Source organism: Priestia sp. SIMBA_032, assembly GCF_046535215.1.
GTDB classification, from domain to species: Bacteria; Bacillota; Bacilli; order Bacillales; family Bacillaceae_H; genus Priestia; species Priestia aryabhattai.
In genome coordinates, this window is sequence record NZ_JAWRXD010000002.1 from 224,297 (window position 1) to 248,057 (window position 23,761).

25 protein-coding genes and 2 other annotated features are annotated in these 23,761 nt (G+C 39.1%); of the genes, 24 read left to right on the top strand and 1 reads right to left on the bottom strand.

Going from position 1 to position 23,761, the window contains the following annotated elements; all coding sequences use genetic code 11:
* Positions 1–10: 10 nt before the first annotated feature.
* The 3 genes from hemL to ysxE all read left to right on the top strand — a co-directional run bounded on the left by hemL (position 11) and on the right by ysxE (position 3,738).
* Positions 11–1,300: a glutamate-1-semialdehyde 2,1-aminomutase gene (gene hemL, locus SB717_RS07045; protein WP_074677671.1), complete on the top strand. Its 1,290-nt coding sequence runs from the start codon at positions 11–13 to the stop codon at positions 1,298–1,300.
* 147 nt (positions 1,301–1,447) lie between these two features.
* Positions 1,448–2,611 carry a stage VI sporulation protein D gene (gene spoVID / locus SB717_RS07050; RefSeq protein WP_074677669.1) on the top strand — a complete coding sequence of 388 codons (1,164 nt, stop codon included), beginning with the start codon at positions 1,448–1,450 and terminating at the stop codon, positions 2,609–2,611.
* Between the two features lie 77 nt (positions 2,612–2,688).
* A complete protein-coding gene (gene ysxE, locus SB717_RS07055) occupies positions 2,689–3,738 on the top strand; it encodes a spore coat protein YsxE (RefSeq protein WP_410903510.1) in 1,050 nt (349 codons plus the stop codon).
* A gap of 11 nt (positions 3,739–3,749) precedes the next feature.
* Here ysxE and SB717_RS07060 read toward each other — a convergent pair whose 3' ends face one another.
* A complete protein-coding gene (locus SB717_RS07060; protein ID WP_013059354.1) occupies positions 3,750–3,947 on the bottom strand; it encodes a hypothetical protein in 198 nt (65 codons plus the stop codon).
* Positions 3,948–4,177: 230 nt separating this feature from the next.
* Positions 4,178–4,422, top strand: a binding site (T-box leader).
* 82 nt (positions 4,423–4,504) lie between these two features.
* Between SB717_RS07060 and SB717_RS07065 the strand changes: the two genes are divergently transcribed.
* The 21 genes from SB717_RS07065 to obgE all read left to right on the top strand — a co-directional run bounded on the left by SB717_RS07065 (position 4,505) and on the right by obgE (position 23,734).
* Positions 4,505–7,147 carry a valine--tRNA ligase gene (locus SB717_RS07065; protein WP_410903511.1) on the top strand — a complete coding sequence of 881 codons (2,643 nt, stop codon included), beginning with the start codon at positions 4,505–4,507 and terminating at the stop codon, positions 7,145–7,147.
* A gap of 96 nt (positions 7,148–7,243) precedes the next feature.
* Complete coding sequence (locus SB717_RS07070) at positions 7,244–8,542, top strand: bifunctional folylpolyglutamate synthase/dihydrofolate synthase (protein ID WP_410903512.1); 1,299 nt, start codon at positions 7,244–7,246, stop codon at positions 8,540–8,542.
* 156 nt (positions 8,543–8,698) lie between these two features.
* Positions 8,699–9,256 (top strand): DUF420 domain-containing protein, encoded by a 558-nt coding sequence (locus SB717_RS07075; RefSeq protein ID WP_013059351.1) that lies wholly within the window; start codon positions 8,699–8,701, stop codon positions 9,254–9,256.
* 185 nt (positions 9,257–9,441) lie between these two features.
* Positions 9,442–9,636 (top strand): hypothetical protein, encoded by a 195-nt coding sequence (locus tag SB717_RS07080; protein ID WP_098622788.1) that lies wholly within the window; start codon positions 9,442–9,444, stop codon positions 9,634–9,636.
* A complete protein-coding gene (locus SB717_RS07085; protein WP_410903513.1) occupies positions 9,633–10,388 on the top strand; it encodes a prepilin peptidase in 756 nt (251 codons plus the stop codon). Before SB717_RS07080 ends, SB717_RS07085 begins: the two co-directional genes overlap by 4 nt.
* A gap of 118 nt (positions 10,389–10,506) precedes the next feature.
* Positions 10,507–11,589, top strand: a complete 1,083-nt coding sequence (locus SB717_RS07090) for an SPOR domain-containing protein (protein WP_074677657.1) — start codon at positions 10,507–10,509, stop codon at positions 11,587–11,589.
* A gap of 110 nt (positions 11,590–11,699) precedes the next feature.
* A complete protein-coding gene (locus SB717_RS07095; protein ID WP_074677655.1) occupies positions 11,700–12,269 on the top strand; it encodes a Maf family protein in 570 nt (189 codons plus the stop codon).
* Between the two features lie 15 nt (positions 12,270–12,284).
* Positions 12,285–12,971 carry a RadC family protein gene (radC, locus tag SB717_RS07100; protein WP_045291089.1) on the top strand — a complete coding sequence of 229 codons (687 nt, stop codon included), beginning with the start codon at positions 12,285–12,287 and terminating at the stop codon, positions 12,969–12,971.
* 229 nt (positions 12,972–13,200) lie between these two features.
* Entirely contained in the window at positions 13,201–14,226 is a 1,026-nt protein-coding gene (locus SB717_RS07105; protein ID WP_013059345.1) for a rod shape-determining protein, read from the top strand.
* Positions 14,227–14,245: 19 nt separating this feature from the next.
* Entirely contained in the window at positions 14,246–15,127 is an 882-nt protein-coding gene (mreC, locus tag SB717_RS07110; RefSeq protein ID WP_013059344.1) for a rod shape-determining protein MreC, read from the top strand.
* Complete coding sequence (mreD, locus tag SB717_RS07115; RefSeq protein ID WP_013059343.1) at positions 15,127–15,645, top strand: rod shape-determining protein MreD; 519 nt, start codon at positions 15,127–15,129, stop codon at positions 15,643–15,645. Before mreC ends, mreD begins: the two co-directional genes overlap by 1 nt.
* A gap of 116 nt (positions 15,646–15,761) precedes the next feature.
* Complete coding sequence (gene minC, locus SB717_RS07120; protein WP_074677653.1) at positions 15,762–16,445, top strand: septum site-determining protein MinC; 684 nt, start codon at positions 15,762–15,764, stop codon at positions 16,443–16,445.
* A 2-nt stretch (positions 16,446–16,447) separates the two neighbouring features.
* Complete coding sequence (minD, locus tag SB717_RS07125) at positions 16,448–17,248, top strand: septum site-determining protein MinD (RefSeq protein WP_013059341.1); 801 nt, start codon at positions 16,448–16,450, stop codon at positions 17,246–17,248.
* Between the two features lie 120 nt (positions 17,249–17,368).
* Positions 17,369–18,151 (top strand): peptidoglycan DD-metalloendopeptidase family protein, encoded by a 783-nt coding sequence (locus tag SB717_RS07130; RefSeq protein ID WP_410903514.1) that lies wholly within the window; start codon positions 17,369–17,371, stop codon positions 18,149–18,151.
* Complete coding sequence (locus SB717_RS07135) at positions 18,144–19,010, top strand: M50 family metallopeptidase (protein WP_098622793.1); 867 nt, start codon at positions 18,144–18,146, stop codon at positions 19,008–19,010. The genes SB717_RS07130 and SB717_RS07135 overlap by 8 nt, the downstream gene beginning before the upstream one ends.
* Before the next feature lie 83 nt (positions 19,011–19,093).
* On the top strand, positions 19,094–20,563 hold the full coding sequence (locus SB717_RS07140) for an Rne/Rng family ribonuclease (protein ID WP_410903515.1): 1,470 nt from the start codon (positions 19,094–19,096) through the stop codon (positions 20,561–20,563).
* Between the two features lie 78 nt (positions 20,564–20,641).
* Positions 20,642–20,713: a sequence feature (ribosomal protein L21 leader region), on the top strand.
* Between the two features lie 14 nt (positions 20,714–20,727).
* A complete protein-coding gene (gene rplU, locus SB717_RS07145; RefSeq protein WP_013059337.1) occupies positions 20,728–21,036 on the top strand; it encodes a 50S ribosomal protein L21 in 309 nt (102 codons plus the stop codon).
* Positions 21,037–21,045: 9 nt separating this feature from the next.
* The gene (locus SB717_RS07150) at positions 21,046–21,378 is read left to right on the top strand and encodes a ribosomal-processing cysteine protease Prp (protein WP_013059336.1); all 333 of its coding nucleotides are present in this window, start codon (positions 21,046–21,048) and stop codon (positions 21,376–21,378) included.
* 16 nt (positions 21,379–21,394) lie between these two features.
* Positions 21,395–21,688: a 50S ribosomal protein L27 gene (gene rpmA / locus SB717_RS07155; protein WP_013059335.1), complete on the top strand. Its 294-nt coding sequence runs from the start codon at positions 21,395–21,397 to the stop codon at positions 21,686–21,688.
* A 171-nt stretch (positions 21,689–21,859) separates the two neighbouring features.
* On the top strand, positions 21,860–22,396 hold the full coding sequence (locus SB717_RS07160) for a Spo0B C-terminal domain-containing protein (RefSeq protein ID WP_144645917.1): 537 nt from the start codon (positions 21,860–21,862) through the stop codon (positions 22,394–22,396).
* A 51-nt stretch (positions 22,397–22,447) separates the two neighbouring features.
* Positions 22,448–23,734 (top strand): GTPase ObgE, encoded by a 1,287-nt coding sequence (obgE, locus tag SB717_RS07165; RefSeq protein ID WP_013085117.1) that lies wholly within the window; start codon positions 22,448–22,450, stop codon positions 23,732–23,734.
* The last annotated feature ends 27 nt before the right edge of the window (positions 23,735–23,761 follow it).

The window sequence follows — 23,761 nt, forward strand, 5'->3', positions numbered from 1 at the left end:
AGGCTTACACATGAGAAGTTATGAAAAGTCAAAAGCAGCTTTTTTAGAAGCGCAGCAATTAATGCCGGGTGGAGTAAACAGTCCTGTTCGTGCATTTAAATCAGTAGATATGGATCCTATTTTTATGGAACGAGGAAAAGGCGCTACGATTTACGATATTGACGGCAACAAATATATTGACTACGTCTTATCATGGGGACCTTTAATTCACGGACATTCCAACGATCAAGTAGTTGAAGCAGTAAAAAAAGTAACGGAATCTGGCACAAGCTTTGGTGCACCAACATTAATTGAAAATGAGCTTGCTAAGGTTGTGATTGAGCGCGTTCCTTCAATCGAAATCGTCCGTATGGTAAGTTCAGGTACGGAAGCAACGATGAGCGCACTGCGTTTAGCACGTGGCTATACGGGCCGCAACAAAATTTTAAAATTTGAAGGCTGTTACCATGGACACGGTGACTCTCTTCTCATTAAAGCAGGCTCAGGCGTTGCAACGTTAGGCCTACCAGATAGTCCGGGAGTGCCTGAAGGAATCGCTAAAAATACGATTACAGTGCCGTACAATGATTTAGAAAGCGTACAATATGCTTTTAAAGAATTCGGAGATGACATTGCCGGAGTAATCGTTGAACCGGTAGCAGGAAATATGGGTGTGGTACCACCTCAACCAGGTTTCTTACAAGGGCTTCGTGATATCACATCAGATTATGGCTCACTGCTCATTTTTGATGAAGTAATGACAGGGTTCCGAGTAGCGTACAACTGTGCACAGGGCTACTACAACATTACGCCTGACTTAACTTGCCTAGGGAAAGTAATCGGTGGTGGTTTACCAGTAGGTGCTTACGGTGGTAAAGCTGAAATTATGGAGCGAGTTGCACCAAGCGGCCCTATTTATCAAGCAGGTACATTATCAGGTAATCCGCTTGCGATGACCGCTGGATACGAGACATTAACACAGCTGACACCTCAATCCTACGATGAGTTCATTCGTAAAGCAGATCGATTAGAAGAAGGATTGATGGCAGCAGCTGAAAAATATGATGTACCGTTTACCGTAAACCGAGCTGGTTCAATGATCGGTTTCTTCTTTACAAACGAACAGGTAATAAATTACGAAACAGCAAAAACATCGAATTTAGATTATTTTGCAGCTTACTATCGTGAAATGGCTAATGAAGGCGTGTTTTTACCTCCTTCTCAGTTCGAAGGAATGTTTTTATCAACTTCTCATACGGATGCAGACATTGAACATACAATTGCAGCAGCTGAAAAAGCTTTTTCAAAGTTGCGTGGATAAACAGCCAAATAAGAATAACTTTTATATCAAAGCTTACGGAGGATTCCGTAAGCTTTTTTAGTTTTCAAGACATATTTTAATTTATTTGTTCATACATCTTTAATGACCGCGCTATTACCTGGCGGGTGTTGGAAGGGGGAGAACAATTTGTCGCAGGATAATTTATCATGTCTGCGTTTTTCCGTAGAAGAATCAGTATGGTTTCAAAAAGGACAGGAAGTCTCACAACTTTTGTCTATCTCCTTAGAGCCTCAAGTATCTATTCAAGAATATGACCAATATGTGTCTATTCGAGGAGCATTACAATTAACAGGTGAATACGAAACGTACGAGGGAGAGCACTCGTTACGCGAATATACAAATGAGAATCAAGTGCAATCTATCTCTGTCCGTGAAGACGGAACGGCTGAATTATCACATCAATTTCCTGTTGATATTACCATTCCTAAAAATCGTATTCAAAGTATTGAAGATGTATATGTATCTATTGATTTATTTGATTATGAATTGCCAGGCACAAATCAGCTGCAGCTAATGGCTGACTTGTCCATCACAGGATTGTATGGAGAACAGCATGAAGAACGAGAAGAAGAGGAAGAGTTTGCGGAAGAACATCACATCGTCTCCTATGAAGAAGCAGACGATGCTGAAGAGGTATATACTGAAAACTTTGCTCAAGAAGAAGAGGAGCAAGAGGAACAAGAGGAACAAGAGGAGCAAGAGTTTGACGTAAGCTATCGTGAAGCTCCTGCACTTTTAGAGGCAGAGGCTATTGAAGAAGATCATTCAGAAGAGCCTCCTAGTTATTTTTCATCTGTATTTAAAAAAGAATCTCGTGCTGAGCAGGTCGTGGAATATGAAGAGGAAGCATATGAACCATTTGAAGTCGAAGTGAAAAAAGAGGCACAAATCGAGGAAGAAAGAGAGGACAATGTGATTGAGCTGTTTCAGCTTCGTCAAGAGCAAGAAAGTTTAGAAGAATCGCAAGCTAGTGAATTGACGTATGCTGGCGTTCAACAAGAGGCTGAGCAAGAAGAAGCTGAGCAAGAAGAGGAAAAGATTATTGTTGAATTTCGTAAAGAAGAAAATGAAAGCGGACGAAATGAAAACGCCCTTTATTTAACAAAGCTCTTTTCGCGGGAAGAAGAAGCTTTTTCAACGTGGAAGCTTTGTATTGTTCAAGACGGAGATTCGCTTGATACGATAGCAAACCGCTATAATACGAATGTACAAAACATTTTACGAGTAAATAATTTAGAAGATGAATATGAGCTGGAAGAAGGAAGCATCTTAAATATTCCTGTTCGTTAAAGTCGGAAAGAAAACAGTTGTGACGCATATAATGTCTTAACTGTTTTCTTTATTTTTTACGAGGAAGGAGAATATAGATGCAGCGGACAGTAGCAGACTACAAAGTATTGTTAAAAGAATATGACTTAGATGTTGACTTTATCGAAGACTACGGAAAAGTAAAAAAAGTCTATACGAAAACCGGCGTATTTGCGCTGAAAGAAATGACGAATCATCAAGAACGAAATCAGAGCTTCATTCAAAAGCTGCAGAACGTGTATCAAAAAGGATGGATGGGCTTTGTCCCTATTTATCAAACGAAACGTTCTCAGCCCATTGTTTCAGATGAAAGCGGCTCATATTACTTAATGCCGTGGCTCCCAAATAACCCAACCGAAGAGCGTGATATTCGATATCATAAATTATTTCAAGAGCTTGCTAAGCTTCACGGCGCTTCGGCGCAGGAAGTAGAAGTAAAAAAAGAAGATATAGAAAATCATTATACATCGATGAAAGAAACGTGGGAAAAACGTCAGGAAGAGCTGAAGCAATACGTAGTAGAATGCGAGAAGAAAGTTTATATGTCACCGTTTGAATTGCATTACTGTACATTTTATTACGAAATGACGAGAGCACTTGAATTTGGTTTTGGAAAGCTCGATCAGTGGAACGATGAAATGGAAGAAAAAGAAAAGATCCGGCTGGTTACTTCTCATGGAAAGCTATCGGCTAAACATTTTATCTATGACGAACGGGGAAATGGTTTTTTTATTAATTTTGAACATGCAAAAGATGCTTCACCGATTTATGATCTGGTCTCATTTTATTTCCGTACTCTTCGCACGTACCCAGTAACTACCTATGACAGCTATGAGTGGTTTAGCACTTATGAAAAACATTTTGCTCTCAGAGAAGAGGAAAGACTGCTTTTGCACAGTTATTTAGCGTTTCCAGAACCCCTGTATCAGTGTATCGTTCAATATAGGCATCATAAAGAAAGTAAAACGGAGCTTGAACATATGCAGTCATTTATTCGAGCATACTGGCTGACGAAAAATATTGAACAGCTGAATATTAAAATATTTGAAGTAGATCAGCAAAAAAAAATGGCAGCGGAAGCAGCTGCACAAGCCCAAGCGAACGAATAGCGCTTGGGCTTTTAAATCCAGTCCGAATATAAAGCAACCGCTAGTATGGCAAGCAGTGCCAACAACAGTACATCAAAGGTTGTAGGAAAAAATAGTGTACGTATACCTTGAAAAATTGTTAAAGGAACAATAAACTGTCCACAAGCCGCTCCTGCTGTTTTGAGCCACCGCTGCAGCTGATACGAATTTACATTTATTCGTTTCTTCATTTGTACATGCCCCTTTCAATCCACGTGCCCAGGTTAAAGTCAGTATATGAAAAAAGTAAGAAATGGTGACATTTTTTTGAGTGGACTCTTCATTTTATTTCCAAATTTAGCGAGTGAATGAAAAAATAAAGAGCAGAACAAAAAAATTATGAATATTATCGTAAAAAAGTGGAGAAGATTATTGACGATTCAACATTTTTTCATATAGTATAATTAAGAGAAATTCATACATAAATACAGTGAATAGGAAGAGTACGGGATGTTCGTCTTTCAGAGAGAGGAATCAGCTGCTGTGAGATTTCTTAAGAATGTGCACTCGGAATGTCGCCTATGAGTAGCTTTTTTGAACAGCTGCATAGCTCAGTAGAAAAAGCCGGTTAATCAACCGTTATGAAATGAAGTGTATAGGCTTATCAAACGGGATACGTCTATAAAAAAAGGTGGTACCGCGAAATCAACTCCTTTCGTCCTTTTATTAGGAAAGGAGTTTTTTTATGTTTATAAAAGGTTTACACAGTTTCTAAAGACTGAAACTTTATATTATGGAGGTATACATTATGTCTGAAAAAGAAGTGACTCTTCCAACGAAGTATGATCCAAAAACCGTTGAAGAAAATCGTTATCAGTATTGGTTAGACGGGAAGTTTTTTGAAGCAACAAATGATCCTGAAAAAGAGCCGTATACAATTGTAATTCCACCCCCAAACGTAACGGGCAAGCTGCATTTAGGCCACGCTTGGGATACAACGTTACAAGATATTTTAACGCGTATGAAGCGCATGCAAGGCTATGACGTTCTATGGCTTCCAGGCATGGACCATGCAGGGATTGCAACGCAGGCAAAAGTAGAAGAAAAGCTTCGCAGCGAAGGGAAAAGCCGCTACGATTTAGGCCGCGAAAACTTTGTAGCTGAAACGTGGAAATGGAAAGAAGAATATGCAAGCTTTATTCGCCAGCAGTGGTCGAAGCTAGGACTGGGCTTGGACTATTCACGCGAGCGCTTTACACTTGATGAAGGTCTTTCTAAAGCAGTGCGTGAAGTATTCGTAACGCTTTACAAAAAAGGGTTAATCTATCGCGGAGAATATATTATTAACTGGGATCCAGCTACAAAAACAGCTCTTTCAGACATCGAGGTTATTTACAAAGATGTACAAGGTGCGTTTTATCATATGCGCTATCCGTTAGCAGACGGTTCTGGACATATTGAAATCGCAACAACTCGTCCTGAAACGATGCTAGGAGATACGGCTGTAGCTGTTCACCCTGAAGACGATCGCTATAAGCACTTAATCGGCAAAAAGGTGATCCTTCCGATTGTAGGGCGTGAAATTCCTATCGTAGGCGATGATTATGTTGATATGGAATTCGGTTCTGGTGCGGTAAAAATTACGCCTGCTCATGACCCGAACGATTTTGAAATTGGAAACCGTCATAATTTAGAGCGTATTTTAGTGATGAATCAAGACGGTACGATGAATGACAAAGCAGGTAAATATGAAGGAATGGATCGTTTTGCTTGTCGTAAGCAAATTGTTAAAGACCTTCAAGAAGACGGCGTATTGTTCAACATTGAAGACCACATGCATTCAGTAGGTCACAGTGAACGAAGCGGTGCCGTTGTTGAACCTTATTTATCAACTCAATGGTTTGTAAAAATGCAGCCGTTAGCAGATAAAGCAGTAGATCTTCAAAAACAAGAAGAAAAAGTAAACTTTGTACCTGACCGTTTTGAAAAGACGTACTTACACTGGATGGAAAATATTCGCGACTGGTGTATTTCGCGTCAGCTTTGGTGGGGACACCGCATTCCAGCTTGGTATCACAAAGAAACTGGAGAAGTATACGTAGATCATGAGGCTCCAGCAGATATCGAAAACTGGGAACAGGATTCAGATGTATTAGACACATGGTTCAGTTCAGCGCTATGGCCGTTCTCAACAATGGGCTGGCCGGATGTGGATGCAGCTGATTTCAAACGCTACTACCCAACAAATGTGCTTGTAACAGGCTACGACATTATCTTCTTCTGGGTATCTCGTATGATTTTCCAAGGTCTTGAATTTACGGGTAAACGTCCGTTTGACGATGTACTCATTCACGGTCTTGTACGAGATGCTGAAGGTCGTAAAATGAGTAAATCACTTGGTAACGGCGTAGATCCAATGGAAGTAATCGAGAAATACGGTGCGGACTCTCTTCGCTACTTCTTATCTACAGGAAGCTCACCAGGACAAGATTTACGCTTCAGCTTTGAAAAAGTCGAAGCGACGTGGAACTTTGCAAATAAAATTTGGAATGCTTCTCGTTTTGCATTAATGAACATGGACGGCATCACATTTGAAGAGCTTGATTTATCAGGTGAAAAATCCGTTGCTGATAAATGGATTTTAACGCGCTTAAATGAGACGATTGAGCACGTAACAAAATTAGCTGACAAATATGAATTCGGTGAAGTTGGACGCATTCTCTATAACTTTATTTGGGATGATTTCTGCGATTGGTACATTGAAATGGCTAAACTTCCTCTTTACGGAGAAGACGAAGCAGCTAAAAAGACAACTCGCTCAATTTTAGCTTATGTACTTGATAACACAATGCGACTTTTACATCCATTCATGCCGTTTATTACTGAGGAAATTTGGCAAAGCTTGCCGCATGAAGGCGAATCAATTACAGTAGCTAAATGGCCGGAAGTACGCGCTGAGCTTTCGGATAAAGAAGCTGCTAACGATATGCGTTTACTTGTAGATATTATCCGTGCTGTTCGTAATATTCGTGCTGAAGTGAACACGCCGATGAGCAAACAAGTAAAATTATTTATTAAAGCTAAAGATGAAAATATTCAAAGCCAGCTTGAAAAGAACCGTGCGTATGTAGAACGTTTCTGTAATCCAAGTGAGCTTGTGATTTCAACTGAGGTTTCATTAGATGAAAAAGCGATGAGTGCTGTTGTAACAGGAGCAGAATTAATTTTACCTCTGGAAGGTTTAATTAATATCGAAGAAGAAATCGCACGTTTAGAAAAAGAATACGACAAGTTAAACAAAGAAGTAGAACGTGTACAAAAGAAATTAAACAACCAAGGCTTTATTGCAAAAGCGCCTGCTAAAGTAGTAGAAGAAGAGCGTGCAAAAGAGCAAGATTACGTTGAAAAACGCGAAGCTGTTCAGTCTCGTATTGCTGAATTACGCGGATAATCAATGGGTTAATGAATGAACAGAAAAAGCGTGGCTTGTATAGCGACGTTTTTTCTTTACATAATAATAGCGATGGAAAAGAAAGGTGAATAAAAGATGATAACGACATATGAAGAAGCGCTTGATTGGATTCATAACAGACTTCGCTTTGGAATCAAGCCGGGGTTAGAACGAATGGAATGGATGCTAGAGCAGCTTGATTTCCCACAGCAAAATATAAATGCTATTCATGTTGCTGGGACGAATGGTAAAGGTTCTACAGTTTCTTATTTGCGAAACATGTTAGAAGAAGCAGGGTATAAAGTTGGAACGTTTACTTCTCCTTATATCGAAACATTTAATGAGCGGATTAGCGTGAATGGACAGCCTATTTCAGATCAAGCAATGACCGCTCTTGTTCAGGAAGTAAAGCCTGTAGTGGAGCGACTAGAACATACGGACTTAGGGTCAGCAACGGAATTTGAAGTGATTACAATCATGGCTTTTCTTTATTTCGGCTATCATGATTCAGTTGACTATGCTGTGTTTGAAACAGGTCTTGGGGGACGATATGATTCAACAAACGTTGTGAATCCTATGGTGAGTGTTATTACAAACATTGGATTTGATCACATGGCGATACTAGGTGATACGGTAGAAGAAATTGCAGCAGAAAAAGCGGGGATTATTAAAAAAGAAGTCCCTATTATTACGGGTGCCGAGCAGGTAAAGGCGCTTGACGTCATTACAGAAGAGGCAAATTCGAAGCAGGCTCCGTTATTTGTGTTAGGAAAAGAATTTAAAATTGAAAACTATGAGCCCTTAGCAAATGGAGAAGGCTTTACGTTAAAAACACCGTATGGCACATTTGAACACTTGCAATTAAATATGCTTGGCTATCATCAAGTTAAAAATGCAGCTTTGGCTGTGATGGCCGTGTGTTATTTAAAAGAAAAGAAAAAGCTTTCTATCTCCAATGAGCAAATGATAAAAGGGATTCAGCATACAAAGTGGAACGGCCGCTTTGAGATAGTAAATGAGCATCCTTTAACGATTATTGATGGGGCTCATAATGCAGAAGGCATTGATAGCCTGTTATCTACTTTACGCCTTCATTATGAAGGTCGAAACATTCATTTAGTTTTCAGCTGCTTAAATGATAAAAGCGCTGATCGAATGGTCCAAGAACTTGAAACAATCGCTGCAAGTATTACATTTACGTCGTTTGACTTTCCTCGTGCTCGCACAGCCGCGGAGCTTTATGAGATGAGTACTCATCATAATAAGCATATGGACGAGGATTGGAAAAAAGCAATTGCTTACGTAAAGAAAAAGGCGACAGGTGAACAAGACATGGTCGTGATTACAGGGTCTCTGTATTTTATATCAGAAGTGCGGGCTTTTCTTCTCAAATGAGCAAAAGCAGCAAGTGGAATCTTGCTGCTTTTAACATAATGTAAGGAAGGGATACGGATAATAAGGAAGCACTAAGTTCAAAGTATTGTCACTTTCACCCCCTAGGTAAGTGATATATAATAAACATGTACATCACTAAATAAGGAGATTGTTAACATGAGTAAGAATAATGAAAAAATTGTACCGAAAAGTAATAAAAACTTTACCGGTATTATTCTTACCTTTTCAGTGATAGCGAATGTTATTATTTTACTGCTATTCTTTTCGAATATTGGCTATCAAGGAAAAGTAAGTTTTGATTTGACTATCTTTCCACGGTTAAATGCTATTTTGAATAGTTTTACGTTTATTTTTTTAGTTGCAGCGTTGATTTCAATTTTCAGGAAAAATATCAATGCTCATAAAGGTTTTATTTTAGCAGCATTTACTTCCACACTGCTCTTTTTAGTTTCATATTTAACGTTCCACTACATTTCTACAGAAACAGCTACGTTCGGTGGGGAAGGAATCGTTCGTCCCATTTACTTCTTTATTTTGATCACACACAGTTTCCTAGCAGCGATTATTGTTCCGCTGGCACTGTTTGCACTTGTGTGGGGCTGGACAATGCAAGTTGAAAAACATAAAAAAATTGTGAGATGGACAATGCCAATCTGGCTTTATGTAAGTCTTACAGGTGTAATTGTCTACTTATTTATGGCTCCTTACTATTAAAAAACGTCTGCTTTTGCAGACGTTTTTTTATGCTGTTTTTGTTTTTTAGTGGTATAATCCTTATTACCTATAAAAGGTGTGTTTTAAGGAAGGAGGCATACAGAATATGACTTTTATGGGTATTATGATTCAGTGTATTAATGAAGGAGCTGTTTGATACTAATCAATAAAGGAGAGGTGTGGAAATGGATAAACTGTCCACGAAGAATAAAGGACTTTCTCTAATGCAAGTGATCATACTGGTTATCATAATAGGTCTTCTAGCAGCTTTTCTCATTCCGTTTATTGGCAGCTATTTAAAAGGAAAAGATACATTGCCCTATTCAAAAGAAAATCTACAGTTAGTATTCTGTACCCCTGAAATGGAAGGAGTCGTATGAGTTTAATTTACCTTTATCTATTTGTTTCAGGTCTCACTCTAGGTTCATTATATAACGTAGCAGGCCTTAGAATTCCTCAGAAAAAATCTATTTTATCTCCAAGATCTCATTGTCCACACTGTTTATACGTTCTTTCTCCACAACAGTTAATTCCCATAGTCTCCTATATTAAAAATGCAGGAAAATGTGGTATGTGTCGCAAAAAAATCTCCTTCATCTACCCGTTCGTAGAATTTTCGACAGGAAGTTTATTTGTATATGCTTTTTTTAGATTAAATATGACGTTAGAACTGATTGTCATATTAACCTTTGTTTCTTTTTTAACAATTATAGTTGTCTCAGATATAGCTTATATGATTGTCCCAAATAAGGTGCTGCTTTTCTTTTTGCCTATCTTTCTTCTTGAGCGTCTTTTCATTCCATTAACTTCGTGGAGTGATTCCTTAATGGGAGGAGGAATAGCATTTTTTCTCCTCTTTCTAGTCGCATTTCTCAGCAGAGGAGGCCTTGGAGAAGGAGATATTAAATTGTATGGTTTGATTGGTATTGTGCTTGGAGTAAAGCTTGTTTTGCTATCGCTTTTTTTAGCTATATTAATAGGCGGAACCGTTAGTATAGGAGCGTTATTAATGAAAAAGGCAAAGGTAGGTGTACCAATTCCTTTCGTTCCTTTTATTTTTATAGGGACAATCGCTGCTTATTTTCATGGAAACGAATTGATAGATTGGTATGTTAGCAACTATTTTTATTGAGCTTCAAGTCTTCGACAAATTTGAAATTTCTGTAACTAAATAGCGAAAACCTTTTGTAACAAGACGACAAATGTCTTGTTATTTTTTTTTTCTTCTATGATAGCATGGAAAAAAGTGTATGTTTTATGTCGGTTTACCTCAGCTTGCAACCGGTACTAAGACTACGTTAACTAAAGGCGGTGGGGCAGTGGACAAGCAGGAACGAAAAATTTCAATTAAAATCAATGGTCAATCCAAGGATGAGAAGGAAGAACAAGCGCCAGAAAAAGACGAATTTACGTGGGTGCTTCCGGAGCCGCCATCCAAAGATTCTCATGTGGAAGAAAATAAAGTGGTGTTTATTGAAGATGTAAGAAATGAAAAAAAGAAAAAGCCGCGATTACATCCTAAAAATGTTTCGATTAAAACGGTAAACGGCGGTGTGATCAAACGAACGGCTGTGATTGTACTGCTAGCAGTCGGAATAGGCAGCGGCATCGGTATGGTTGGTGTGAAAATGATGACGGGAAGCGAACAGCCTGTAGGAAAAGCACAAACGAGTGAGCAGACGAAAGAAGAAAAAGCTGCTCAAACAGCGTCTGCCACTGAAAGTGTTGGTAAAGCTGAAAAGAAAAACGAACGGGAATCGAAGGATACGTCAGCTGCTGCTTCTACTTTAGAACCTTTTTCCTTTTACATTGTACAAGCAGGTGCTTTTTCATCAAAAGCTGCTGCAAATAAAGCAATGGATAAATGGAAAGAAGAGAACGAAGCAGGCGAGATCTTTTCACCTAAAACCTATTCTCTTGTCGTTGGTGCTGCCACTGGAGAAGAAACAGCGAAGGCACTTAGTAAAACATATAAACAACAAGGTAAAGATGTATATGTAAAGTCTTATGAAATTAAGCCCACTAGCGAACTAGGGAAAAAAGATCAAACGGTTATAACAACAGCGCAGCCGTTTATGGCTAATCTCTTAGATCAATCTGTTAAAGCGATTGAAGGAGAGCGGGTAGCCGATATCAAATCTCTGAAAAAAGAGCTGACAAAAGTTCAGAAAGAAGCGTCAAATGAAGACATTAAGACCATGGTGAGCACACTTCAAAAGGCTGCTGCTTCTCTTTCTTCATATGAAGACAATCAAAGCAGTAAAGATGCTTGGCTTGCTCAGCGCTACGTGTTAAAAGCTCTTCAGCAGTATGAAAGCCTTGTAACGTCTTAACAGGTGAGGTAGTGTAATGCTGCCTCACTTGTTTATTGTCATTTAGAGATGAAATTGCTAAAATAACGGTGTGTCCTTCTTTTTAAAATCAAAATGCAAAGGTGAGATGTATGAAACAAACATTAATTTTAGCCTCAGGCTCTCCTCGTCGAAAAGAATTACTTCAGCAGCTTCACATTCCTTTTACCGTTCACGTTAGTACAATTGAAGAAATCGTCAATCCATCATACACTCCGTCCGAGGTAGTAATGGATTTAGCTAGGCAAAAAGCAGTGGACGTCGCCTCGCATTATAAAGAGGATATGGTCCTAGGTGCCGATACAGTTGTCGTATATGGCAATCGTATTTTAGGAAAGCCAAAAACGAAACAAGAAGCGATTGAAACACTTACGATGCTGTCAGGTCAAAAACATCAGGTGTTAACTGGAGTGGCGTTCGTATCAAATGCAAAAGTTTATACGTTTTATGAACAAACTGATGTAGAGTTTTGGCCGATTGAACAAGATGAAATCGTACAGTACGTAGAGTCAGGAGAGCCTATGGATAAGGCTGGTTCTTATGGAATTCAAGGTCTCGGTGCTGCGCTAGTTAAAAAAATTGAAGGAGACTATTTCTCCGTGGTGGGCTTGCCGCTCTCCCGAACAATACGTGAGCTAAAACAATACGGTTTCGTCTACTAAAAAGGAGTGACGAGATTGGATCAATCATTGCTAATTAAAGATTTTCCTCAAGATGAAAGACCTCGAGAGCGCCTTGTGGCAATGGGTGCTTCTAGTCTTTCTAACCACGAGCTTATTGCTATTTTGCTGCGCACTGGAACCAAAGATGAATCTGTTCTTCAGCTGTCCAATCGCATATTAACGCATTTTGAAGGTCTTCAACTTTTGCAGCATGCATCGCTTGATGAAATGATGAATATTAAAGGTATTGGACCTGCAAAAGCGATTCAAATTATAGCGGCTATTGAAATAGGCAAGAGGATTGTACAGCGGAAATCTAGTCAGCGATATACCATTCATGGCCCTGAAGACGGTGCTAATTATGTGATGGAAGAAATGCGCGTGCTGTCCCAAGAGCATTTCGTCTGTTTATACCTCAACACGAAAAATCAAGTTCTCCACAAGCAAACCATTTTTATCGGAAGCCTCAATTCATCTATTGTCCATCCAAGAGAAGTATTTAAAGAAGCCTTTCGCCGTTCAGCTGCATCTCTTATTTGTATTCATAATCATCCCTCCGGCGACCCTACTCCCAGCAGAGAAGATATAGAGGTAACGAAGCGCTTAAAAGAGTGCGGATTTATCATAGGAATTGAATTGTTAGATCATTTAATTATCGGGGATCGAAAATATATTAGTTTAAAAGAAAAAGGATACATGTAAGGCTATGCTTTTTAAAATCCTTGGGTTATAATAGTAGTCATGATTTTAAATGACAAGTTCTTTACAATCATTCGTTATTAATAGACAAAGTATGACTTTTTATCATACAATATTTGGCGTTGACATCTATGAAAAAAGTATAGAAAATAAAAAATGTTACTTATGAAATGAAGAAATTGAATTATGGAATTTTTACCTTTGCATTTTGGTAAGAGAAAGGAAGAGACACATGTTTGGAATCGGTACTAGAGACCTTGGAATAGATTTGGGTACTGCAAATACGCTCGTTTATGTAAAAGGAAAAGGAATTGTTGTGCGTGAGCCGTCTGTTGTGGCTTTGCAAACTGATACAAAACAAATCGTTGCGGTAGGTAACGATGCAAAAAATATGATTGGTCGTACACCTGGGAACGTAGTAGCCCTTCGTCCAATGAAAGATGGAGTTATTGCAGATTACGAAACAACTGCGACGATGATGAAATATTACATCAATCAAGCTCAAAAAACAAAAAGTTTGTTTGCGGGTAAGCCGTATGTAATGGTTTGTGTACCTTCTGGCATTACAGCTGTTGAGAAACGTGCCGTTATTGATGCGACTCGTCAGGCTGGCGCGCGTGATGCGTATACAATTGAAGAACCGTTTGCTGCAGCAATCGGCGCCAATCTACCGGTTTGGGAGCCCACGGGAAGTATGGTAGTAGATATTGGCGGAGGAACAACAGAAGTTGCGATTATTTCTTTAGGCGGAATCGTAACATGTCAGTCAATCCGTATCGCTGGTGACGAGATGGATGAAGCGATTATTCAATATATTCGCAAGAATTACAATTTAATGATCGGTGAGCGTACGTCAGAAGCATTAAAAGTAGAAGTCGGTTCTGCCGGAATTCCAGAAGGTATTGAAAACATGGAAATTCGCGGACGTGACTTACTAACAGGTCTACCGAAAACAATCGAAATTTCAGCTGAAGAAATTGCAGAAGCGCTAAAAGATACAGTGGCTTCTATTGTAGATTCAGTAAAAAGTACATTAGAAAAAACACCACCTGAACTTGCTGCAGATATTATGGATCGCGGTATTGTATTAACAGGCGGTGGCGCATTGCTACGTAATTTAGATAAAGTTATTAGTGAAGAAACAAATATGCCGGTTGTCATCGCAGAAGATCCGCTTGACTGTGTTGCAATTGGAACTGGTAAAGCGTTAGAACACATTGATTTATTTAAAAATCGTACAAGCGATTCATATCGCTAAATATTAAGAGGTGTAGATCGTGCCACAATTTTTCTTAAATAAACGTTTAGTTATTTTATTGGTCAGTATTATTGTATTAGTGGCATTGATTGGTTTTTCGTTAAATGGTCGTAAAAATGTAACGTGGCCTGAACAGTTTGTCAAAGATACGGTTGGTCTTGTTCAGGCTACCTTTAATGAACCCGCACAATTTGTAGCGGGTTTCTTTCAGAATGTAGGTGACTTAAAGCGTACATACGAAGAAAACGAGGTATTAAAAGCCCGTTTAGACGAACGCATGCAATTAGAAACGAAAGCCAACGCTTTGCAGCAAGAAAATAAAAAATTAAGAGCACAGCTCGACAAAAAAACGGATTTAAGTCAATACAACCCAATCGAAGCAACAGTTATTGCTCGTAATCCAGACCGTTGGCATGAAGTAATTGCCATTGATAAAGGGACGGTTCATAATGTGCAGGAAAATATGGCTGTTATGACTCCTGAAGGGCTGATTGGTAAAGTGAAGCATGCATCTAAGTTCACATCTACTGTGCAGTTAATTAGTTCATCAGATCGTACAAACCGTGTATCTGCTAAAATTCAGGCTAAAAAAGAAGTGTTTGGTTTAATTGAAGGCTATGATGATAAAGAACAGGCGCTTGTTATGCGTCGTATTCCTTTTGATGCTGATATTAAAGAAAAGCAAAAAGTAGTAACGTCCGGTCTAGGACAAGAAGACGGCATTTTTCCTAGCAATCTTCCAATTGGCGTTATCACAAAAATTGAGCCTGATGAATATGGATTAACGAAAAAAGCTTATATCAAACCTGCTGCTGACTTGTATGACTTAGATAACGTAGTTGTAGCTAAAAGAAGTGCGCCCGCTGCTGAAGACGATTTAGGGGCGGAGGAGGCTAACTGATGAAGCGGTTTGTCCTTCCTATTCTTGTGCTTGTCGTTTTTATGTTTGAAAGTATCTTTGTTAATTTTGTCGCCATGGCATCACCATGGCGAGACTGGATTCTATCGCCTCACTTTGTTGTAGTGGTACTGGCTTTTATGTCAGTGTATTATCACCCAAAGCAAGCGATGCTATATGGGGTAATCCTTGGATTCATGTACGATATTGCCTTTACGGATGTCTTAGGAGTATACGCGCTTGGATTACCGGCCGTATGCTATATCGTATCAAAACTAATGAAGATTTTTCAGCAAAATACGCTTATCGTAATCTGCATGTCGCTATTAGCTGTAGCCATTATTGAGTTTTATGTATATGGAATTAATAGCATTATTAATATATCCGATATGACCATTGGTCGCTTCTTGCAAGAGCGATTTTACGCAACCATCATTTTAAATGCCATATTTGCACTCATTTTTGCATTTCCGCTTCAAAGATGTTTTCAATATTTTGCTAAATTTATCGATGAACGCTGATCGGAACATATATTACGCTTCTCGTTCGTGATGTGATAAAAATGCTGATTGAAGAAACGAAAAAAAGGAATTGAGTAAGTCTCTGTCGAAATTATATATTCGTTGAGGTGAGCGTCTTGAATAAACAAAAGCAACAAAATGTGACAATTAAAGGAACAAAAGATGGATTAACGTTGCATCTCAATGATACATGTTCATTTGCAGAGCTTTTGACGGAACTTAAGACGAAGCTTTTGACAAATAAGCATGGCGATGCCGATCAAATCGTCACAGTGTATGTCAAAATCGGAAATCGTTATTTAACTACAGAGCAGGAAACCGAATTGAAGGCGCTCATAGAAGAAAATCAGTATTTAGTAGTTAAACAAGTTGATAGTAACGTTATTTTAAAGCAAGATGCAGTCCGCGTAAGAGAAGAAAGTGAATTAGTATCTGTTACAAAGGTAGTTCGTTCAGGACAGGTTCTCCATGTAGAAGGCGATTTGCTTCTAGTCGGAGACGTAAATCCCGGAGGAACCGTTGTAGCTGGAGGAAATTTATTTGTATTAGGTGCTTTAAAAGGGATTGCTCATGCAGGATATCGCGGCAATAAAAACGCCGTTATTGCTGCATCGTTAATGAAACCTTCACAGCTGCGCATTGCTGATATCATTACCCGATCAGAAGAAGAGCGCAGTGAGAAGGAAGAGAATATAATGGAATGTGCATACTTAGATGATAATGATCAAATGGTGATAGATCGCGTGCAAACTTTACCGCATCTAAGACCGAATTTGACCAGGGTAGAAAGGAGAATTTGACAGTGGGAGAGGCTATTGTTGTTACGTCTGGTAAAGGTGGAGTTGGAAAAACAACGACATCAGCCAATTTAGGTACTGCTCTAGCATTAGCTGGAAAGCGCGTGTGTCTAGTAGACACTGATATCGGCTTACGCAACTTGGATGTTGTAATGGGGCTTGAAAATCGTATTATTTATGATCTTGTAGACGTGGTAGAAGGTCGATGCCAACCGCAAAAAGCCTTGATTAAGGACAAGCGTTTTGAATGTTTGTACTTACTTCCTGCTGCTCAAACGAGTGACAAAACAGCTGTTCAACCAGAACAAATGCGAGAGTTAGTTCTTCAGTTAAAGCAAGACTATGACTATGTGGTTATTGATTGCCCAGCTGGTATTGAACAAGGCTATAAGAACGCCGTAGCTGGCGCTGATAAGGCACTCGTTGTGACAACACCGGAAGTTTCAGCTGTTCGTGATGCTGACCGTATTATTGGATTATTGGAGCAAGAGGATATCGAGTCTCCAAAACTGGTTATTAACCGAATCCGTAGTCATATGATGAAAAATGGAGACATGCTGGACGTGGAAGAAATTTCTCAGCTTCTGGCTGTCGATTTAATTGGAATCGTTGCTGACGATGAAAATGTTATTCGTGCTTCTAACAACGGTGAACCAATTGTCATGGATCCATCAAGCAAAGCATCAATTGCATATCGTAATATTGCAAGACGTATTCTAGGTGAAACGGTTCCTCTTCAATCGTTAGATGAAGAAGATAAGGGAATGTTTGCACGTATTAAACGATTCTTTGGTGTTCGTTCTTAAAAAGCTTCCGATAGAGGAAGCTTTTTTTATTTGTTTGATTTTGTGGAGTCAAGCTGTCATAAGCTCCACGGACAAGTCATATAGTTGATTATACGATAAGAACAAGGAGAATGATGAATCATGAATCGACGTGCTGATGAAATCCGTAAGCGAATTGCTGAGCGTAAGCGAAAACAATTAAATACAACGAAGCGTCTTCCTCAAGAACCTCTTCATACGTCCTTAATGAGTGAAGAAGAAAAATATGGATCGATGGATTATTCTGCAGTTGAATACACCCCATCAGCAAAGGAATATCACCCGTTATTTCGAAAAGAACGCTTTTTATTTAAAATTTTAGCTTCAGCCTGCTTAGTGTTAATTGTAGGGATTATGTTCAAGAACGCTTCTCCTGCTTTTGAACAGCCCAGAGTAGTGGTTCAACAAACAATGGATAAAGAATTTCAGTTTGCAGCTGTTTCCTCCTGGTACGAAGATAAGTTTGGGAAGCCGTTAACGCTATTGCCGAATAAAGAGTCTAGCAAAACGGAGCAAAGTGTAAGCGGAGAATATGCTACTCCAGCTTCCGGGAAAGTAACGGAAACATTTGCTCAAAGTAAGCAAGGCGTGACGGTTCAAACAGGAGTGGATTCGGTTGTAGAAGCAATGAGTCAAGGTATCGTAAGGTATGTAGGAAAACGTGATGATACTGGGAATACCGTTATTATTCAACATGCCGATGGAACCGAAACTTGGTATGGACAGCTCAAAAAAATCAATGTTAGTATGTATGATTTTGTGAATAAAGGCAAAGAAGTAGGAATTGTGGAAAACAGTAAAAAAGGCGATGCTGGAACATTCTATTTTGCTATTAAAAAAGGCGATAAGTTTGTTGATCCTAGTCAGGTGATTCAATTTGAATAGTGCTTTTTCGTTATTGATGAAAATTCACATTCATCCATTGTTTTGGGGGATTTTCGTAATTGGTATCTTAACGGCTACGGTAAAGCAGCTTTTTTTGCTATTTATTATTGTAATTATTCATGAACTGGGCCACGCCGTAGCGGCTCAGTGTTTTTCTTGGCGGATTCGCAGAATTATGCTCTTACCTTTTGGGGGAGTAGCAGAAGTAGATGAACATGGTAATCGTCCATTTCGAGAAGAGTTTATTGTGACAATAAGTGGACCTCTTCAGCATCTTTGGATGTTTGGAGCTGCTTTCTTATTAATGAAAATAAATGTGTTGTCTTTGGAAACGTATGAGCAATTTATGTTTCAATGCACGGTCATTTTACTGTTTAACCTTTTACCCATTTGGCCATTGGACGGAGGGAAGCTGCTTTTTTTAATGTGCAGTCGTTCTTTACCATTTTTAGAAGCGCATAAGCTTGCGCTCAAGTTATCAACGTTTTTTTTAGCTATCGGTATTATCTACGCCGTCATTATGCATCCTTTTCAGCTGCACTTATGGATTGTTATTTCATTTTTAATTATATCCGGATATTTGGAATGGAAGAGCAGGCAATTTGTCTACATGCGCTTTTTGTTGGAGAGGTATCATGGAAAAGAGCATCCAATTGGAGCTTTAAAAACGCTAAGTGTCTCAACCAGTGAAACGCTCCATCAAGTCCTGCAAAAATTCCAAAGAGGTTGTAAGCATATGATTATTGCTACATCTCAAACAGGCGAGCATGTACAAATTGATGAAAATGAACTTTTACACGCTTACTTTGTAGAAAAAAGAACAAATAGCCCACTAGATGAACTTGTAACAGTTTACTGATTTCTAGTAACATAGAATAGAATGAAAAAAGTTCGGTTGCACTGACCGAACTTTTTCCTATGAATTTAGATTAAAGTGAGGCAATGTATGTGAAGGCATGTATTATTAACGCGGCTACTTCTTCAAAACGTATAGCCGTGATAAACGATAAAGCACTAGAAAAAATATATTTAGAAGAACAAAGCGAGAATCAAATTATTGGTGATATATATTGGGGGAAAGTCGTAAAAGTACTGCCGCATATGCAAGCAGCCTTTATTGATATCGGTTTATCAATGAACGGATTTATTCATCGAAATGAACTTGTATCCTATCAGCAGTCAGAGAATCCTCACAAGGATCAGCAGCCGATGTCTGCTTTTATTCGTGAAGGAGAAAAAGTACTGGTGCAAGTTGTAAAAGAAGGCATTGGGACAAAAGGGCCAAAGCTGACGGGTATTATTGAATTTTCTTCTGATGAGCTTGTATATTTACCGCACGGAAACTATGTCGCTGTATCCAAAAAAATAGATGAGCCAAAGCGCCAACAGTGGAAACAGTTTGGTGAGCGGTTGAAACAGGGAATGGAAGGCTTTTTATTTCGAACAGCGATTGAGGAAAAATCAGAAGCTGCGGTCCAACATAAAATAAAAGAGCTACAGAAGAGATATGAGCGCCTTGAACGACAGACTCAGGGAATGAAAGCTCCTGCCCTAGTCAGCAAAGGACAAGATTTTCTCGAAACAAGAGTGCAAGCTGTACTTCAACAAGGAATTGACGGGATAGTAGTAGATGACTTTGACCTATATCAGCATCTTCAAACTACCTATCCTAACTCGTCAATAGAGTACTATAAAGGAAATGAAAATATTTTTTCTTTTTATGATGTGGAACGGCAAATAGAGAAGCTTTTAAAGCGAATCGTGTGGCTCAAAAGCGGAGGTTATATCGTGATTGACGAAACGGAAGCGATGACGGTCGTGGACGTGAACACGGGGAAGTTTTCCGGAAAAGATAATATTCGAAAGACAATGCTTCAAACAAATATGGAAGCTGCGTATGAACTGTCCAAACAGATGCAATTACGTCACTTAGGTGGCATGATCTTAATTGATTTTATAAATATGTCTCATAAAGAAGATCGTACAGAAGTAGAAAGGTACATGAAAAAGCTATGTGAACAAGATGAAGTGCGGACAAATGTAGTGGGCTTTACAGAGCTCGGCATATTGCAATTAACGCGAAAGAAAGTGCGCAATAGTATTGGGTCAACATTAACTATGCCTTGTGAAGTATGTGAAGGAACCGGTAAAATGATTGATTCCAAAACGGCTGCTTTTCAAATTGAACGTGTAATTTGGGAACATCGCGGCGCGGAAGAGGAGGCTATTTGGATTGAGACGCGAAGTGATGTGATAAATGAAATGAAAGCTCAAGGATTTCTCAAAGCTTTAGAGAAAATGGTTAAAAAAACCGTATATCTTACGCCGAGCGATGATTACACAAACGCATTTATTTTGCGTCAATTGGGGTCGAATGAGCAGATTCAAAAAAGGGTCTCTGCTTCTATATAAATTTTTAGAAGAAAACATGAATTCCAATTGACACTAACCTTTGATTTGTAGTAAGATTTAATATGTTGGTTTGTAGCACCCGTGCTACAACCGCTCAGAACAGGTTTTAAGTTCACTTGAACACCTGTGATGGCGAGTCTTAGTTTTTAGAGGAGGTGCAGAGAATGTACGCAATTATTGAAACTGGTGGTAAGCAAATTAAAGTAGAGGCTGGTCAAGCAATCTACGTTGAAAAACTTGCTGGTGAACAAGGCGAAACAGTTACTTTTGACAAAGTATTATTTGTAGGTGGCGACAGCGTTAAAGTTGGTGTTCCTTTCGTAGAAGGTGCAACAGTTACGGCTAAAGTTGAAAAACAAGGTCGCGCTAAAAAGATCACTGTATTTAAATACAAAGCAAAGAAAAACTATCGTCGTAAGCAAGGTCACCGTCAACCTTACACAAAAGTTGTAATCGACGCTATCAACGCGTAATTATAACAAATGATTAAGGTGACGATTTCTCGTGATGCAAATAAGAAAGTTGACGGGTTCACGATGAGTGGACATGCTGACTTTTCCGAACACGGAAAAGATCTTGTTTGTGCGGGAGCATCTGCAGTTTCATTTGGAACAATTAATGCTATCTTTTCAATAAGTGGGGTTGAACCGCACTTAGAGCAAGGTGGAGATGGTGGCTATCTCCGTTGTGAGATTCCAAAAGATGTGGATTCGTTCACATTGGAACAGATTCAATTGCTATTAGAAGGTATGGTTGTTTCACTGAAAACGATCGAATTAGATTACAGTAATTATATAAAAATTAACGACAACTAAACAGGAGGTGGATGTCATGTTAGTAAGATTAGACCTTCAATTCTTCGCTTCTAAAAAAGGAGTAGGTAGTACTAAAAACGGTCGTGATTCAATCTCGAAACGTCTTGGTGCTAAACGTGCTGATGGCCAATTCGTATCTGGTGGTTCAATTTTATACCGTCAACGCGGTACTAAAATTTACCCAGGTGCAAACGTAGGTCGTGGTGGAGATGATACTTTATTCGCTCAAATCGACGGTATCGTTAAATTTGAACGTTTCGGTCGTGACCGTAAAAAAGTATCTGTATACCCTGTTGCTCAAGAAGCATAAGATACAAAAAGAAAACTCTAACCCAAGTAGGTTAGAGTTTTCTTTTTGTAGAATATTTCACCTATTACCCATTGGAATTTGTTATAATCGAACATATCTAAGAAGATTGATACGAGATGTTTGTCAGCGTTGTGAAATACTTATGCTCGAGTCAAAGTTAGGAGTGCTAAGATGGAAAAAGAATGGGATGTCGTAGAGGTATTAAGATACGCGCGGCATGATTGGTTAAATAAGCTGCAATTAATCAAAGGCAATCTAGCGTTGAATCGGCTTGATCGAGCGAATGAAATCATTGAAGAAATTGTAAATGAATCCAAACATGAATCCAAGTTAACAAACATCAATATGCGACTGTTTGCGAGCTTTGTTATGACCTATCATTGGAATAATCATGCTGTTCGCTTAGATGTGGAAGTGCTCGGAGAATTGAAGGATTTATCACAATACGATGAGTTCGTATACAACTGGTGTTGCTATTTGACAGAAGCACTTGAAAAATATGTTGATTATCATGCAGAAAACTATTTGAGTATTTCAGTATGCATTGAAGAACAGGGAATTCGTTTCTTTTTTGACTTTAGTGGAATACTAACAGATATACAGAAGCTACAAAACAAGCTACAATGTTATGAGTGCGCTCAAGGAGTTGCATTGGTTGAACAGCATATGTCTGAAGATGAATTTAGCCTTATGCTCACAATAAGTTAACAGCGCTTTTGCTATTGCAGGAGCTAAGATATAGAACGGAGTGAAAAAGAAATGTTTGTAGATCAGGTCAAGGTATATGTAAAAGGTGGCGACGGAGGAAATGGAATGGTTGCTTTTCGTCGCGAAAAGTACGTACCAAAAGGAGGTCCTGCAGGTGGTGACGGTGGTCACGGTGCAGATGTCATCTTTGAAGTAGAAGAAGGATTACGTACGCTGATGGATTTCCGCTATAAGCGTCACTTTAAAGCAAGCCGCGGTGAACATGGAATGTCAAAAGGACAGCACGGACGTAACGCTGAGCCGATGGTTGTAAAAGTTCCACCAGGTACGGTTGTGTTAGATGAAGATACGAACGAAACAATTGCTGATTTAGTTGAGCACGGCCAGCGCGCAGTGATTGCTAAAGGTGGACGCGGAGGGCGTGGGAATACGCGTTTTGCTACACCTGCAAATCCAGCACCGGAGCTTTCAGAAAATGGAGAGCCAGGTAAAGAGAGAAATGTAATTCTTGAATTAAAAGTATTAGCTGATGTAGGATTAGTTGGTTTTCCAAGTGTTGGAAAGTCAACGTTATTATCCGTAACGTCTGCTGCAAAGCCAAAAATTGCTGAATATCATTTTACAACAATTAATCCGAATTTAGGAGTAGTTGAAACAGAAGATAATCGCAGTTTTGTGATGGCAGATTTACCAGGGCTAATCGAAGGTGCACATGAAGGTGTAGGATTAGGTCATCAGTTTTTACGTCACATTGAACGTACCCGCGTTATTGTCCATGTAATTGATATGTCAGGTTTAGAAGGCCGTGATCCATATGAAGATTACTTAACTATTAATGAAGAGCTGCGTCAATATAATATGCGTTTAACCGAACGTCCGCAAGTAGTGGTAGCAAATAAAATGGATATCCCGCAAGCTGAAGAGAATCTAGCTGCATTCAAAGAAAAAGTAGGAGACGAAGTGAAAGTTTTTCCAATTTCTGCAGCAACGCGTAATGGAATCCGCGAACTGTTATTTACAGTAGCTGATCTTGTAGAAACTACGCCGGAATTCCCAATGCAAGAAGAGGAAGATCTATCTATGCACCGCGTACTGTATAAGCATGAAAAGAAAGAAGTGGAATTTGTTATTACGCGTGATAGCGATGGCTCATACGTATTAAGCGGTGAAAAAATCGAAAAATTATTCAAGATGACTGACTTCTCACGTGAAGAATCAGTTCGTCGATTTGCGCGTCAGCTTCGAGGCATGGGCGTCGATGAAGCCCTTCGTGAACGAGGAGCAAAAGATGGCGATATTGTAAAGCTGTTTGAATATGAATTTGAATTTATTGACTAATTGTTGTTCATAGGATAAGGGGAGGGG